Origin of the sequence: Blautia intestinihominis, assembly GCF_040096655.1 — a bacterium.
Taxonomy (GTDB): Bacteria; Bacillota; Clostridia; order Lachnospirales; family Lachnospiraceae; genus Blautia_A; species Blautia_A intestinihominis.
On the sequence record NZ_JBBMEI010000015.1, the window covers coordinates 20279 to 34902 of the forward strand.

Here is a 14624-nt window from a genome sequence, read left to right on the forward strand (position 1 = left end):
GAGGAATTTTATAATGAGTGAAGCAAAGACAGCTATTTTAAATAACAAAACAGCACTTGGAATAGAGTTCGGATCTACCAGGATCAAAGCGGTTCTGGTAGATGACAAATATAATCCGATTGCATCCGGAAGCTATGAGTGGGAGAACCGTTATGAAAATGGAGTATGGACCTACTCTCTGGATGATATCAGAAACGGTCTGCAGGGAAGCTACAGCGATCTGGTAAAGGATGTTCAGGAGAAATATGGAGTAGAGCTGACAAGTGTCGGTGCACTTGGAATCAGTGCCATGATGCATGGATATATGCCATTTGATAAGGGTGGAAAGCTTCTGGTTCCGTTCCGTACCTGGAGAAACAATATCACAGGAGAAGCTTCTGAGAAACTTCTGGAGCTTTTCCAGTACAATATCCCGCAGAGATGGAGCATCGCACATCTGTATCAGGCGATCCTGAACGGAGAAGAGCATGTGAAGGATATCGACTACATGTGCACACTGGAAGCTTATGTACACCGTATGCTGACAGGAAAACGTGTTCTTGGTATCGGTGATGCAGCAGGAATGTTCCCTGTTGATTCTGAGACAAAAGATTACAACCAGGAAATGGTTGAGAAATTTGACAAACTGGTAGAGCCTTACGGATTCCAGTGGAAACTCCGTGACATCATGCCGGAAGTCCTGGTCGCAGGACAGGATGCCGGAACCCTGACAGAAGAGGGTGCGAAGTTCCTTGATCCGTCAGGCAGGCTCAAAGCCGGAATCCCGATGTGCCCGCCGGAAGGTGACGCAGGAACCGGTATGGTAGCTACCAACAGCGTAAAACAGCGCACAGGAAACGTATCCGCAGGTACTTCCGTGTTTGCAATGATCGTTCTGGAAAAGGCACTTTCCAAACCATACAAAGAGATCGATATGGTAACTACACCGGCCGGTGATGCTGTTGCCATGGCACATTCCAACAACTGTACTTCTGACCTGAATGCATGGGTAAATGTATTTAAGGAATTTGCAGAAGCAATGGGAATGGAAGTGGATATGAACAAACTGTTCGGAACCCTTTACAACAAAGCACTGGAAGGTGATCCGGACTGCGGCGGACTTCTGTCCTACTGCTATTTCTCCGGAGAGCATATGACAGGATTCGAAGAAGGACGTCCGTTATTCGTTCGTTCTCCTGAAAGTAAATTCACACTTGCAAACTTTATGAGGACCAATCTTTACACCTGCCTTGGAGCAATGCGCGTGGGCTTAAACATCCTGATCGACCAGGAGCATGTCAAGATCGACAGACTCTTAGGACACGGCGGACTGTTCAAGACCAAAGGCGTCGGACAGCAGATCCTTGCGGACGCAGTGAATGCACCGGTATCTGTTATGTCAACCGCAGGTGAGGGCGGTGCATGGGGAATCGCACTTCTGGCTGCTTATCTTGTTGATAAGAAAGACGGAGAGACTCTGGATGAATTCCTGGACAACCGTGTATTTGCCGGAAATGAAGGAAGCACCCTCGATCCGAAACCGGAAGGTGTAGAAGGATTCAATAAGTTTATGGACAGATATCTCAAAGGCCTGCCGATCGAACGGGCAGCAGTAGAGTCCAAGATCTGGTAAGAATAAAAAGATAAAACGTAAGCTGCTGGAAACAACGGCTTACGTTTTGTGCAAAGGAGAGAAAATAATGCTTGAGAAATTAAAAGAAGAAGTATACAAAGCCAATATGGATCTTCCGAAATACGGACTGGTCACATTCACCTGGGGAAATGTCAGCGGCATTGACCGTGAAAAGGGATTGTTTGTCATCAAACCGAGCGGGGTAGATTATGATAAGCTCAGACCGGAAGATATGGTAGTTGTAGACCTTCAGGGAAACAAAGTAGAGGGTGAATATAATCCATCTTCCGATACAGCAACACATGTCGTTCTCTATAATGAATTCCCGAATATCGGAGGAATCGTACATACCCATTCTCCGTGGGCAACAAGCTGGGCGCAGGCAGGAAGATCCATTCCATGCTACGGAACCACTCATGCAGACTACATCTACGGTGAAGTTCCATGTGTACGCAACCTGACAAAAGAAGAGATTGATGAAGCTTATGAGAAAAACACCGGCGTCCTGATTGCAGAATATTTCAAAAACAGCGACTACGAAGCAGTACCTGCAGTCCTCTGCAAGAACCACGGACCATTCACCTGGGGCAAGGATGCCCATGAAGCAGTCCACAACGCAGTTGTTCTTGAAGAAGTAGCCAAGATGGCATGCCGCTGCGAACAGATCAACCCACAGGTAAAACCGGCACCACAGGAATTACAGGATAAGCATTATTACCGCAAACATGGTGCAAATGCTTATTATGGACAGATTAAGAAATAAATAACCAGATAAAGCGAACGAGCTGGCATGTCGTGTAGAATGCCAGCTCGTTTTTGTATCTGTTATGTGCACAAACAGAAACTTAAAAATCCTTTCCGGTAAATACCGCAACCGTTCTCGGGCGCATGATGAAGCTGTGGTCGATGCGCGGGTCTTCGCCGTCCGGGTAGCAGTAACGGCCGTTTTCGTCGCCGTAAGTGTTGACGCTTAAGTGCCATGCACCGTGTCCTTTGAGACTTGGAAGGGTGATCGTTACATCCTCCCAGTAGGTGTTGACTGCCACGTAAACGAGGTCGTCCCTGCCTTTTTCTTTGTCATAGCCGGTGAAGCTTACGCAGAAGGTGCGGGCATCTCTCGGGATATCCACTTCGTCTGCGTTGATGTTGTGAGTGTGGATAGGGTCCATGCCACAGACGGAATCCGGGAGCTTCTTGTGGATAACTGTGTGCTGCTTGCGGAATGCAATCATAAATTTGAAGAATTCAAAGAGATCGCGGTTTTTGTCAAGCATGCGCCAGTCGAGCCAGGAGATCCTGCTGTCCTGACAGTAGCTGTTGTTGTTTCCGTATTTGGTATTTCCAAATTCATCGCCGGAGAGGAACATCGGTGTTCCGCGGCTGCACATCAGGACGGCACAGGCATTGCGGATCATGCGGTAGCGAAGTGCGAGAACTTCCGGATCATCAGTTTCACCTTCGGCACCACAGTTCCAGCTTCGGTTGTCGTTTGCACCGTCTGCATTGTCCCATCCATTTGCTTCATTGTGCTTATCGTTGTAAGCATAAAGATCATAAAGCGTAAATCCGTCATGGCAGGTGAGGAAGTTGACGCAGGAATTATAACCTGCATAATTGCTCTTGTTATTTCCATAGAAACCGCCATAAAGGTCACCGGAGCCGGAAATACTCCAGGCTGCATCCCACGCCTGCCAGCAGTCGCCCTTGAGGAAGCTTCGCAGAGAATCACGGTATCGTCCGTTCCACTCTGCCCATCGTCCGCTCGCCGGGAAACTTCCAACCTGGTAAAGACCGCCGGCATCCCATGCTTCCGCGATCAGCTTGACATTGCTTAAGATCGGGTCATCTGCGAGGGTACGCAGAAGCGGCGGGTTGTTCATCGGAGAACCGTCTTCATTTCGTCCAAGGATGCTGGCGAGGTCGAAGCGGAAGCCGTCAACACGGTAATTGATGGTCCAGTAACGCAGGCATTCCAGGATCAGCTGCTGAACGACAGGATGGTTGCAGTTCAGAGTGTTTCCACAGCCGCTGAAATTGTAGTAATTTCCGTCCGGAGTCAGCATATAGTAAATGTTATTGTCGAATCCCTTGAAACTGAAGGAAGGTCCTTTCTCATTGCCCTCTGCGGTATGATTGAATACAACGTCGAGGATGACTTCGATCCCGTTTGCATGAAGTTCACGGATCAGTGTCTTGAGTTCTGTACCTTCTCTGTTGTGCTCGTTGGCAGAAGAGTAGCTGCTGTTCGGAGCAAAAAAGCTCACGGTATTGTAGCCCCAGCATTCGAGTAGCTGTGTTCCGTCGACTGTCCTTGCGTTCATGGTCTCATCGAACTCAAAGATCGGCATCAGCTCGACCGCATTGATACCGAGTTCCTTGAGATAGGGGATCTTTTCCATCAGTCCGGCAAAAGTGCCTCGATGCTGAACCCCGGAAGAAGGATGGTGTGTGAAGTTTCTTACATGCAGTTCGTAAATGATAAGGTCGCAGAGCTCCTTCTTGGACTGCGGAACATCGCCCCAGTCGAAGGTGTCCTTGACCACTCGTGCATGGTAGGTATGGTCCCAGCGGATCCCCCAGGTCCTCTGACCGGCAACAGCTTTGGCGTAAGGGTCGAGGAGAACATTGTTTTTGTTGAATAAGAGTCCTTTTTCCGGACAGTATGGTCCGTCTACGCGGTAAGCATACTCAAATTCGTCGATGTTCAGTCCATAGACGATCATGGAATAGACATCGCCGATCTTGTAAGCCTCAGGGAAAGGAAGGACGGCAAAAGGCTCCTCCTGTGCACGATGGAAGAGAAGGAGTTCGCAGGAAGTTCCTCCGCAGGTGTGAATGGTAAAGTTCACACCGTTCTGAAGCGGGGTAGCTCCATTCAGGTCAAAAATACCCGGCCGTACCGGAAAACCGTCGATTTCAGCCATAGGTGTTGATTCAAGCGGGTGGTCGGATACAAATTTATGGTGATAAGATTTCATGATGTTTTCTCCGTTCCTGTAGTATAAAAGTGGATCAGCAGCTTACTCCTGGAAAAGTTTCTCACATTTCTGGATGATCTGCTGATTTCTTGTCTCGTAGTCGACATGAAGTGGATGAATCTTGCCGGAAGCATACATTTCCATGCCCTGAAGCACACCTTCTTCACTGTCAGGCAGAAGTGTGCCGCCGTATTCTTTGAGGAAAGATCTGGCTCCATTGACATCACAGGCTGCGACAGGAAGTCCGAGCACATCTGCCTCCGGGACGACCAGAACCTGTCCCTCATAGAAAGAGGAGAGAATAAAAAAGTCGCAGCGTTTCAGCACCGGCATCGGATTACTCATGGATTTAAGAAGTACGATGTGCCGTCCGGATTCCAGGCTTCTGGCAAGACGGCGAAGGCTTTCGTACAGGTCACCCATTCCGCCAATGATGATAAGCCATGTCTTTGGATGGCTGTGCCAGAAGGTGTCAAAGGCACGGATCAGGCGTTCCTGACCTTTCTCCGGGGCGTATCTTCCAATGTTGATAAATTTCGTACCGGAGCAGTCCAGGATTTTCTGGAGTTTCCTAAGAGAGACATTGGACTGGGTTTCCGGGTCAAAGGTCAGTGGAAGTTCTGCTCTGGAACGGATATTTTCGACATCCATGTAGTTGGCGATCACCTGTACATTGTCTGTGCGTCCACCGATGCGCTCTACGGCAGGACGGATATCCTCGCCGACCGGAACAACATGGTCATATGCTGCATAAGCATGACGAAGAAGTGGCAGGCTTGGATTTCCCTTGGCCTGGATCTCACGTTCCATGTCGTTATGCACCCAGATCGTTCTGGTGCAGGGAGCCTGTTCAAAGAGTGCGATCATGTAATTCTCGTAGCCGTCATAGTGAACGACCTGGTCAAAGGCTGCGTTTCCGAAATGTTTCTGCCATTCCCGGCGGTATGCTTTCTCAAGCCGTTTCCGGATGCCAAAAGAAGTGATCCCCCATTTCAGATACAGGATCTGTGCCACAGCGGTGAGGACATCGAGGTTCATTTCTGTGGCGAGAGGGTAGTAATGGTATCCCTCCGGCATTCCATTAAGCCGTTCCGGATGCTCCTTGAGGGACGGGGAACGGTAGGAAATATAATAGTCGCAGGCATCCGTATCGAGATGGCGGAGCATGCTGAAGTATGCGGTCGTGATCCCGTTTGGCTTGAGGCTGCCGGCGTAGAGAAGGACTTTTTTCTTCGTTGTGACCGGCATTTTGTGTTCCTGACACAGATATTTGCCGAGAAGTACGTGGCGGCAGATATTGCGTGTCGCTTTCTGTCGGTCAAAGGTACAGTATTTGTCAAGAAATTCTCTGTCAGCACCGCCGCCCGGTTCCTGAAGTTCAGACAGGACTTCCTCCGGTGTTACTGCGATCGGGAACGGGTAGGAGCGGATGTCTTCGTACATGCCACGGTGTCCCATATAATCCTCAAGGTCATAGGCAAAGAGGATGATCTTACGACCAGTATTTGCAAAGTCGTACATGACGCTGGAATAATCTGTGATCAGTACGTCGCAGGCATTCAGTACATCGTAGGTGTCAAGTTCTGACGGGAACGGGCGGATGTGCCTGTAATTGTCGAGATCGAGCCCTTTCTGCACAAGTGGATGCAGCTTGAGAAGAAGAATCTGATCGTCCTGCATGCCCTTATCAATTACCTCAAGATAACTGCGTACCTGCTCTACGTAGGTATCGCCTTCTACATCATCGGTACGTCCGCGGAAGGTCGGCATATAGACGCTGAGCTGACATCCCTGGTAGCCCAGGACTTCCTTGAGGAGCCTGCCGTGTTCCTGGTCGAAGAAAATAGAATTTCGCGGATAGCCCTCGCGGAGAATCGTTCCCCGATAAAGTTCTTTGAGGTTAAAAGCTCCGGACATTTTTTCTTCCATATATAAATTAGGAAAAACGAGATAGTCGGACATCAGGAGATTTCGCATGATATTTCCCATGTCATAGCGTTCTTCCTCGTTGTCCTGTCCCATGCGTTTGAGCGGGGTACCGTGCCAGACGTTGAGATAAACCTGGCCTTTTTTCTTGATATAACGTCCCGGGAAGGTGGTGTCGTTGATGAGGTAGCCGGCCTTTGCCAGATGGTAATAGTAGTCCGGGGTGCTCATATGAACAATCTTATCCACGGAAATGTGATAATGAGCGAGTTTTTTCTCAATCTGTTCACGGGAGCTCTTCTGAACTGCCAGGACTTTTCGGAATTTGCGGTATTCCGGACGGGAAAGTTCTGTAAAGATCGCAAGAATATTGCTTTCCAGGGAAATCCCGCTTCTGGAAGCAAGGAGGATCTCACGGCGGTCGATCGGCACCTTTTCATAAAAGGTATTATAAAAAGGATACCAGGTACCGCTTTTGAGCTTGCGTATCACTTTATTTTTGAATGAATTGTTTGAATCTGCCATAATATTTTACCCTGTAAAAAAATTTATAGTTATCAATGGACTGTTTATATACAGTGTTTTTATATTTTATCACGAATAAATAAACATGAACAGGGATTAATATAAAAAGCCTTCCTCGGGGCGAATAACAGGGCAGATTTCACGAAAGTTATTGCTTTTTTGGCTGGATTATATTATAATCGTACTTGTAAAAAGAATTTACCCTTCAAAAATTTTTTTTACATAACCCCTTATTTAATTATTTATACTCCCCTGGAAATCCCTGGTAGCTCCCCTACCGGGGATTTCCTTTTATATAATAAATTTTGCTGCAAAACCTGCATAATTTTTGCCTCAGGAAGACATACTACCTGATGTAATAAGAAATAAAGATTGTTACTGTTCACAGTAACATGAACTACAGGAGGAATTTTCAAATGGCAAAAAATTATGAAAATGAGAACAAAACAAGCAACTACAGCACTGACAAAGCAACTTCAAAAAATGCGATGGGCAGCCAGGACAGCAGCAAAAATGCTTCCAGAAATTCTTCAAAAAATGCGTCCCGCAATAAGACATCTAACGCATATAATAAAGAACAGGATGACTATTCCGACAGATACTAAAGCGAAAACTTCAGGCAAATTTTCTCCCTTCTTCTTATGTAAAAAATAAAGAGCAGGCTTCGCCAGATAGGCGGAGCCTGTTCTGCGTTATGTGGTGCCAGGGATGGACAGCGGGAGGTTCCGGAAAGCAGGATCCTACATATAATATAAATAAAAAAGGAAGAATCATATGTTTCCTATCGAAACCATTTCTGCAAAAATGCTGGATTATTATGTGGACCGTCCGGACACACTGATCATAGATCTCCGGGAACCGGAGAGTTACCGAAAGAGCCATATCAGAGGAGCGGTAAACATTCCTTATGAAGAATTAAGCGAAAGTCCGCCGCTTCCGAAAGAAAAACTTCTTATCTTTTACTGCGACAGGGGCGGGGCAAGTATGGCTGCGGCACGTGATTATGTGCGGCGGGGATACAGAACAAGATCCGTTATAGGAGGATTTGGGGCATACAGGGGAAGAAATCGCACGTTTTCCGGATAAACAGGAATCCTCTGACTATGGAAAGAGCTTAGCCAGAGGATTTTTTGAAATAAGGCTACCGCAATCCCCCTGGCTTTAGACGGTGGGTTAAGGTAGCCAAAAGTAAAAAAATGTTATATACTTGAGATATGCCAAAGGCACAAAGTTATTATCAAATATATGGAAACGGATAAAGATCATATCCATTATATGATAGAAACATAACCGACAATGTCTGTCAGGAAGATTGTGGATCTGATGAAAAGTTATACAACATATTATATTTGGAAGAGATATCCGGATTATCTGCGCAAACATTTTTGGAAAGAACATACATTTTGGACAGATGGGTATTTTGTATGTAGTGTAGGAAATGTATCAGAAGAAATGCTAAAAAATATATCGATGGTCAGGGATGAGAAAGAAGGTGGCAGTAAATGTTAAAAGCATATAAATATAGAATATATCCTAATATGGAGCAGAGAGTACAGATAGCAAAAACATTTGGCTGCTGCCGTTTTGTCTATAACCGTACATTGGCATATCGGAAAGAAATGTACGAAAAAGAGAAAAAGTCTGTCAGCAAAACAGACTGCAATAATTACTGTAACAGAGAATTAAAGAAAGAAAATGAATGGCTGAAGGAAGTAGATAAATTTGCACTGACGAATGCCATTTATAATATGGATTCTGCATATCAGAAATTTTTCAAAGAACATGCAGGTTATCCGAAGTTTAAGAGCAAACATGACAGTCACAGATCATACACAACAAATTTTACAAATGGCAATATAGCAGCAGATTTTGAGAGAAATAAAGTAAAACTGCCTAAACTAAAGGAAGTAAAAGCAAAGCTGCATAGAAACTTTAGCGGGCAGATAAAGTCAGCAGCCGTATCTCAGGTACCAAGTGGAAAGTACTATGTATCATTATTGGTGGAAACGGAACATGAGGAACTGCAGCATACCAGTCATAGTATAGGTTTAGACTTGGGAATTAAAGATTTATGTATTACTTCTGCTGGAAAGAAATACATAAATCCCCAAATTATCAGGAAACATGAGAAGAAACTGATAAAATTGCAAAGGCAGTTAGCACATAAAGAAAAGAGAAGCCAAAATTACTATAAGATCAGGAAAAAGATAGCGTTATGCCATGAGAAGATAACAAATACCAGAAAAGATTATCTGCACAAGATCTCACATGAGCTCATCAGCGAAAACCAAGTGATAGTTTCAGAAGATCTACAGATAAAAAATATGGTAAAAAATCATCATCTGGCAAAATCTATAAGTGATGTATCGTGGTATGAGCTGACAAGGCAGTTAGAATATAAGGCAAAGTGGAATGGAAGGGAATATGTAAAAACAGATACATTTTATGCAAGCAGCCAGTTGTGCTCTGCATGTGGATATCAAAATACAGAGACGAAAGATCTGTCAGTAAGGGAATGGATATGTCCTGTTTGCGGGACGAAGCATGACAGAGATATTAATGCTGCAAAGAATATATTGGCAGAGGGATTAAGAAAAACAGCATAAGAAAATCAAATAATAGGGCAGGAATTGCCCGAATTAACGCCTGTGGAGTTAGTAGGTTACGAGGACGATGAAGCAGGAAGCCCATTGGCTTTAGACAATGGGTAATTCACAGTAGAATAAAAGAATGATATACTGGAAAAAAACTGATAGGAGAAACTTGCTATGAAATATATGTTTGCATCAGATGTACATGGTTCCGCCTTTTACTGCCGTAAAATGCTGGAAGCATACAGAGAAGAGGGCGCAGAGCGTCTGGTTCTGCTGGGCGACCTGCTCTATCACGGACCAAGAAACGATCTTCCGAAGGAATATGCTCCGAAGGAAGTGATCGCAATGCTCAACGAAATGAAAAATGAGATCTATGCAGTTCGAGGCAACTGTGAGGCAGAAGTAGACCAGATGGTACTGAATTTCCCGGTGATGGCAGATTACTGCATTCTGGCGATCGACGGGCTGACTTTTTATGCCACACATGGACATGTCTATAACGAAAACAACCTTCCGCCGTTCCGTGAAGGGGACATCCTGATCCACGGACATACACATGTGCTCAAGGCAGAGCAGAGAGAGGGCTACATCCTTCTGAATCCGGGTTCTGTTTCCATTCCGAAGGAAGGAAATCCGCCGACCTACGCAGTACTGGAAGACAAAGTATTCACAATTAAAGATTTTGATGGAAATATCATCAAGGAAATGAGGCTTGCATGAAATATATGGAACTGATCGCACCCTGTCACTTTGGTATGGAAGCGGTTCTGAAACGTGAGATCCTGGATCTGGGATATGAGATCAGCAAAGTAGAAGACGGAAAAGTTACTTTTCTGGCAGATGCAGAGGGCATCGCACAGGCAAACATGTTCCTCCGCACCACAGAGCGTATCCTTCTCAAGACAGGAGAGTTCAAGGCAGTGACTTTTGACGAACTGTTTGAGAAGACCAAGGCGATCCCGTGGGAAGAATATATCCCGAAGGATGGTAAATTCTGGGTGGCAAAGGCAAACTCCGTAAAAAGTGCTCTGTTCAGCCCGTCTGATATCCAGTCGATCATGAAAAAGGCGATCGTAGAACGACTCAAGAGCGTCTATGGGATCTCCTGGTTCCCGGAAGATGGAGCAAGTTTCCCGATTCGTGTTGCTTTTATGAAGGATGTGGCAACAATTGGGATCGACACTTCCGGCGTCTCCCTGCACAAACGAGGATACCGTCAGATGACCGTCAAGGCGCCGATCACAGAGACACTGGCTTCCGCGCTGATCATGTTGACTCCGTGGAACAAAGACAGGATCCTTGTCGATCCTTTCTGCGGAAGTGGAACTTTCCCGATCGAGGCTGCGATGATGGCAGCAGACATGGCACCGGGAATGAACCGTTCTTTCCTTGCAGAAGACTGGAAGCATCTGGTTCCACGTAAATGCTGGTATGATGCTCTGGAAGAAGCGCAGGACCGTGTAAATCTCGATATTGAGACAGACATCCAGGGTTACGATATCGATCCGGAAGCCCTCAAGGCAGCACGTTCCAATGCAAAGATGGCAGGAGTGGACAAGCTGATCCATTTCCAGCAGAGAGCAGTCAGGGATCTGAGCCATCCGAAGCCGTATGGATTTATCATCACGAACCCGCCATATGGCGAGCGTCTGGAAGAAAAAGAAGCCCTTCCGGCACTTTACAGAGAGATCGGAGAGAGTTTCAGCCGTCTGGACAAGTGGTCCATGTACCTGATCACATCCTACGATCATACAGAAAACGATATTGGCAAAAAAGCGGACAAAAACCGTAAGATCTATAATGGTATGCTGAAGACTTACTACTATCAGTTCCTTGGTCCGAAGCCGCCGAAGAGGAGAAAAGATTCATGAAAAAAGTGATTTTTGCAACAGGAAATGAAGGCAAGATGAAAGAGATACGTGAGATCCTCGGAGATCTTGACATCGAACTTCTTTCCTTAAAAGATGCCGGAATTCACGCCGACATCGTAGAAGATGGAAAAACATTCGAAGAAAACGCCCAGATCAAGGCAAAAGCGATCCGCGACCTGACAGGAGAGATCGTTCTTGCAGACGATTCTGGTCTGGAGATCGACTATCTCAACAAAGAGCCGGGAATCTATTCTGCGCGATATATGGGAGAGGATACCTCCTATCATATCAAGAACGCCAAACTGATCGAACGCCTCGAAGGAGTCCCGGATGAAAAAAGAACCGCCAGATTCGTCTGTGCGATCGCAGCGGCTTTTCCTGATGGAAGCGTCAAGACCGTAAGAGAGGCAATGGAGGGCAGGATCGGCTACGAAGAAAGCGGAGCCAACGGCTTCGGCTACGACCCGATCTTTTATCTCCCGGAGTACGGCTGCACCTCAGCAGAACTCTCCATGGAAGAAAAAAACAAGATCAGCCACAGAGGGAAGGCTCTGCGCGCCATCAAGGACGCACTCCGATGAAAATCCTCGTAGTCAGCGACACCCACGGCAGAGACGAAAACTTCGAACAGGCAGTCATGCAGGAAGCTCCCTTCGACATGCTGATCCACTGCGGTGACGTAGAAGGCAGAGAAATCTTCATAGAAGCCCTCACCGAGTGCCCCTGCCATATCGTTTCAGGAAACAACGACTTCTTCTCAGACCTTCCAAGAGAAGAAATAGTAGAAGCAGGCAACAACCGGATCTTCGTCACCCACGGCCACTACTACGGCGTTTCCATGGATATCACAGGTGTCATCGACGAAGCCAAAGACCGCGGCTGTAACGCCGTCTTCTTCGGCCACACCCACAAACCCCTTTTGGAAACCATAGACGGTGTCCTAGCCCTAAATCCCGGAAGCCTGACCTACCCCCGCCAAAGAGGCCGGCGGCCAAGCTACGCCATCGTAAACCTAGACCAAACCGGTCACCTAACCGCCGAACTAAAACACCTATAACAATTATTTAATAAGCTAAACAAAACTGTACAAAAGAAAGCCCATAAATAAGACCGCAACGCACCTCTTATTTATGGGCTTTCGCCACCAACAATCTGAAAAAAGACCAGATTCCCCTTGCCCACACGGCAACCAGGAATCCGGTCTTTCTTCTACACATTACAAATCTGAAACCCCAAGGCTCATGCTTCCAAAAAAGCCCAGGGTGTGCAGAGGGACTGGCGAAGTCCCTTTGCGAAATATCCCCACGCAGTGGGAAACTGGATCATAAGGCTTCCAAGCCTTATAAAAAATGCGGATAACAGGACTTGAACCTGCACGTCGTTCAACACCAGAACCTAAATCTGGCGCGTCTGCCAATTCCGCCATATCCGCAGGATAGGATAGCATCCAAACTTCCTAATAAAATAATAAAAAACACTATCTAAACGATAGTGTTTCAAGTGAGACATCGGGGATTCGAACCCCGGACAACTTGATTAAAAGTCAAGTGCTCTACCAACTGAGCTAATATCCCATAATATAAGACTGGGCTAGCTGGATTCGAACCAGCGAATGCAGCAGTCAAAGTGCTGTGCCTTACCGCTTGGCGATAGCCCAAAGGCGAAAGGGTGGATACAGGGATTCGAACCCTGGGCCTCCAGAGCCACAATCTGGCGCGCTAACCAACTGCGCTATACCCACCACAGCGTGCCTGAAGGGATTCGAACCCCCGACCCACGGCTTAGAAGGCCGTTGCTCTATCCAGCTGAGCTACAGACACATTTCTCTGCTTCGCTTACAGAGAAGCGGGTGATGGGAATCGAACCCACGTATCCAGCTTGGAAGGCTGGTGTTCTACCATTGAACTACACCCGCAATTCGCTGAAACGGTAAAAGTTGTTTACAGCATCGGGGTGACAGGATTCGAACCTGCGGCCTCCTGGTCCCAAACCAGGCGCTCTAGCCAAGCTGAGCCACACCCCGTTAACGGTATTTAGTTGTTTGCGTTTTTGCTATGTCGCTCAACGCAAGACATATTATATATTAGGCATATCCAAATGTCAACAACTTTTTTGAAAAAAATTGAAAAAAATTTTAAAAATGCCGCAAAGCCTTATTTTATGCGGGTTTCCGGGCAAAAAAATTACGTTAAATACGCTTCTGGTTGGAAAAATCACAAGAAAATGATAAAATATGATACAATGATACAACAAAAAATAATTTCAGAAAAAACAAAACATCAACCATGTTTTTACACAATCCATACTTAATTTTATAGAAGGAGACCTAAAATGAACGTACAGGAATTTCAGAACAAATTAAAAGAAATACAGACCATCGCCAAAGCAAATGGCAATTCCCTTACCGCGATCCAGATCCGCGATACCTTCGCAGGAATGGAACTCGACAAGACACAGCTCCTTGGAGTACTCAAATATTTAACCTCCCAGGGAATCCAGATCGAAGGAATGGAAGACAGTGCCACAGAGGAAACCAAAGAGCCAGAACGAAAGAAAATCCCGCTGACCCCGGAAGAAGAAACTTACCTCAGGAATTATCTTGAAGAACTTCCGGAACTTTCCATAGATACTGCCCAGGCTTTTGCCGCACTTGCAAACGGAGATCAGGATGCGCTGCAGTCCCTTACTTCTTATTATATGAAAGAAACAGCGAAGATGGCAGCAGACATGAATGCAGAGGAGATTTTTCTTGCAGATCTGATCCAGGAGGCAAATCTGGCACTGATCCAGGCGCTTGGAAGCGCCGGAAACGAAGTCAGAGATGAAAAATGGCTCATGAATGAAGTCCGTAAAGGGATCATCGCAGTTCTGGAAGAACAGACCCAGAGAAAATTCGCAGACGACAGCCTGGTAGCCCGTGTAGAGAAGCTTGAAAGTGCAGTCCGCGAACTGAATGACGATGAAGATGATAAGAATGCTTTCAGCATTGATGAGCTTGCGATCATTCTTGACATGAAAGTAGATGAGATCCGCGATGTCCTCCGCCTGACCGGTGACGATAAATAAAAAAGTTTTCCCCTAGTGTGCTGTCTCATTGACTTTCAGTTAAATAACGCGA

At 46.3% G+C, this 14624-nt stretch carries 12 protein-coding genes, 7 tRNA genes and 1 pseudogene; 11 read left to right on the plus strand and 9 right to left on the minus strand.

Annotated features, from left to right (window positions below; genetic code table 11):
* Window positions 1-13 precede the first annotated feature (13 nt).
* Window positions 14-1612, plus strand: a complete 1599-nt coding sequence (locus WMO75_RS06455; RefSeq protein WP_118699138.1) for a xylulokinase — start codon at window positions 14-16, stop codon at window positions 1610-1612.
* A 67-nt stretch (window positions 1613-1679) separates the two neighbouring features.
* Window positions 1680-2375, plus strand: a complete 696-nt coding sequence (locus WMO75_RS06460) for an L-ribulose-5-phosphate 4-epimerase (RefSeq protein WP_022213663.1) — start codon at window positions 1680-1682, stop codon at window positions 2373-2375.
* Window positions 2376-2457: 82 nt separating this feature from the next.
* Here WMO75_RS06460 and WMO75_RS06465 read toward each other — a convergent pair whose 3' ends face one another.
* Together WMO75_RS06465 and WMO75_RS06470 are read right to left on the minus strand one after the other, a co-directional pair.
* Window positions 2458-4590 (minus strand): glycogen debranching protein, encoded by a 2133-nt coding sequence (locus WMO75_RS06465; protein WP_022213664.1) that lies wholly within the window; start codon window positions 4588-4590, stop codon window positions 2458-2460.
* A 42-nt stretch (window positions 4591-4632) separates the two neighbouring features.
* Window positions 4633-7041, minus strand: a complete 2409-nt coding sequence (locus WMO75_RS06470) for a CDP-glycerol glycerophosphotransferase family protein (protein ID WP_118699139.1) — start codon at window positions 7039-7041, stop codon at window positions 4633-4635.
* Between the two features lie 416 nt (window positions 7042-7457).
* Between WMO75_RS06470 and WMO75_RS06475 the strand changes: the two genes are divergently transcribed.
* From WMO75_RS06475 to WMO75_RS06510, 8 genes and pseudogenes are all read left to right on the plus strand, one after another.
* On the plus strand, window positions 7458-7646 hold the full coding sequence (locus WMO75_RS06475) for a hypothetical protein (RefSeq protein WP_118252912.1): 189 nt from the start codon (window positions 7458-7460) through the stop codon (window positions 7644-7646).
* A 169-nt stretch (window positions 7647-7815) separates the two neighbouring features.
* A complete protein-coding gene (locus tag WMO75_RS06480) occupies window positions 7816-8127 on the plus strand; it encodes a rhodanese-like domain-containing protein (RefSeq protein WP_022213667.1) in 312 nt (103 codons plus the stop codon).
* A gap of 108 nt (window positions 8128-8235) precedes the next feature.
* Window positions 8236-8525 (plus strand): annotated as a pseudogene (gene tnpA / locus WMO75_RS20100) (IS200/IS605 family transposase); the annotation flags it as partial.
* 18 nt (window positions 8526-8543) lie between these two features.
* A complete protein-coding gene (gene tnpB / locus WMO75_RS06490; RefSeq protein ID WP_022213669.1) occupies window positions 8544-9647 on the plus strand; it encodes an IS200/IS605 family element RNA-guided endonuclease TnpB in 1104 nt (367 codons plus the stop codon).
* Window positions 9648-9809: 162 nt separating this feature from the next.
* Complete coding sequence (gene yfcE, locus WMO75_RS06495; RefSeq protein WP_118252911.1) at window positions 9810-10355, plus strand: phosphodiesterase; 546 nt, start codon at window positions 9810-9812, stop codon at window positions 10353-10355.
* Window positions 10352-11506, plus strand: coding sequence for a THUMP domain-containing class I SAM-dependent RNA methyltransferase (locus WMO75_RS06500; RefSeq protein WP_118252910.1), 1155 nt, complete (start codon window positions 10352-10354; stop codon window positions 11504-11506). Before yfcE ends, WMO75_RS06500 begins: the two co-directional genes overlap by 4 nt.
* Window positions 11503-12087 (plus strand): XTP/dITP diphosphatase, encoded by a 585-nt coding sequence (locus WMO75_RS06505; RefSeq protein WP_118252909.1) that lies wholly within the window; start codon window positions 11503-11505, stop codon window positions 12085-12087. Before WMO75_RS06500 ends, WMO75_RS06505 begins: the two co-directional genes overlap by 4 nt.
* The gene (locus WMO75_RS06510; protein WP_118252908.1) at window positions 12084-12563 is read left to right on the plus strand and encodes a metallophosphoesterase family protein; all 480 of its coding nucleotides are present in this window, start codon (window positions 12084-12086) and stop codon (window positions 12561-12563) included. Before WMO75_RS06505 ends, WMO75_RS06510 begins: the two co-directional genes overlap by 4 nt.
* Window positions 12564-12856: 293 nt before the next feature.
* Here WMO75_RS06510 and WMO75_RS06515 read toward each other — a convergent pair.
* The 7 genes from WMO75_RS06515 to WMO75_RS06545 all read right to left on the minus strand — a co-directional run bounded on the left by WMO75_RS06515 (window position 12857) and on the right by WMO75_RS06545 (window position 13529).
* Window positions 12857-12938: transfer RNA gene (locus WMO75_RS06515), tRNA-Leu, on the minus strand.
* 69 nt (window positions 12939-13007) lie between these two features.
* Window positions 13008-13080: transfer RNA gene (locus WMO75_RS06520), tRNA-Lys, on the minus strand.
* An 11-nt stretch (window positions 13081-13091) separates the two neighbouring features.
* Window positions 13092-13163: transfer RNA gene (locus WMO75_RS06525), tRNA-Gln, on the minus strand.
* A 10-nt stretch (window positions 13164-13173) separates the two neighbouring features.
* A tRNA-His gene (locus WMO75_RS06530) sits at window positions 13174-13247 on the minus strand.
* 5 nt (window positions 13248-13252) lie between these two features.
* Window positions 13253-13326 (minus strand) — tRNA-Arg (locus WMO75_RS06535).
* Between the two features lie 24 nt (window positions 13327-13350).
* A tRNA-Gly gene (locus WMO75_RS06540) sits at window positions 13351-13421 on the minus strand.
* A 33-nt stretch (window positions 13422-13454) separates the two neighbouring features.
* Window positions 13455-13529 (minus strand) — tRNA-Pro (locus tag WMO75_RS06545).
* A 308-nt stretch (window positions 13530-13837) separates the two neighbouring features.
* Here WMO75_RS06545 and WMO75_RS06550 point away from each other — a divergent pair.
* Window positions 13838-14572: an RNA polymerase sigma factor RpoD gene (locus WMO75_RS06550; RefSeq protein ID WP_118699140.1), complete on the plus strand. Its 735-nt coding sequence runs from the start codon at window positions 13838-13840 to the stop codon at window positions 14570-14572.
* Window positions 14573-14624 lie beyond the last annotated feature (52 nt).

What these genes read in the sequence shown, in the direction of transcription:
- WMO75_RS06480 (WP_022213667.1), top strand. Translation starts at nt 7,816, where the DNA reads ATGTTTCCTATCGAAACCATTTCTGCAAAAATGCTGGATTATTATGTG.
- WMO75_RS06460 (WP_022213663.1), top strand. Translation starts at nt 1,680, where the DNA reads ATGCTTGAGAAATTAAAAGAAGAAGTATACAAAGCCAATATGGATCTT.
- WMO75_RS06505 (WP_118252909.1), top strand. Translation starts at nt 11,503, where the DNA reads ATGAAAAAAGTGATTTTTGCAACAGGAAATGAAGGCAAGATGAAAGAG.
- yfcE (WP_118252911.1), top strand. Translation starts at nt 9,810, where the DNA reads ATGAAATATATGTTTGCATCAGATGTACATGGTTCCGCCTTTTACTGC.
- WMO75_RS06470 (WP_118699139.1), bottom strand. Translation starts at nt 7,041, where the DNA reads ATGGCAGATTCAAACAATTCATTCAAAAATAAAGTGATACGCAAGCTC.
- WMO75_RS06500 (WP_118252910.1), top strand. Translation starts at nt 10,352, where the DNA reads ATGAAATATATGGAACTGATCGCACCCTGTCACTTTGGTATGGAAGCG.
- WMO75_RS06550 (WP_118699140.1), top strand. Translation starts at nt 13,838, where the DNA reads ATGAACGTACAGGAATTTCAGAACAAATTAAAAGAAATACAGACCATC.
- WMO75_RS06465 (WP_022213664.1), bottom strand. Translation starts at nt 4,590, where the DNA reads ATGAAATCTTATCACCATAAATTTGTATCCGACCACCCGCTTGAATCA.
- WMO75_RS06455 (WP_118699138.1), top strand. Translation starts at nt 14, where the DNA reads ATGAGTGAAGCAAAGACAGCTATTTTAAATAACAAAACAGCACTTGGA.
- tnpB (WP_022213669.1), top strand. Translation starts at nt 8,544, where the DNA reads ATGTTAAAAGCATATAAATATAGAATATATCCTAATATGGAGCAGAGA.
- WMO75_RS06475 (WP_118252912.1), top strand. Translation starts at nt 7,458, where the DNA reads ATGGCAAAAAATTATGAAAATGAGAACAAAACAAGCAACTACAGCACT.
- WMO75_RS06510 (WP_118252908.1), top strand. Translation starts at nt 12,084, where the DNA reads ATGAAAATCCTCGTAGTCAGCGACACCCACGGCAGAGACGAAAACTTC.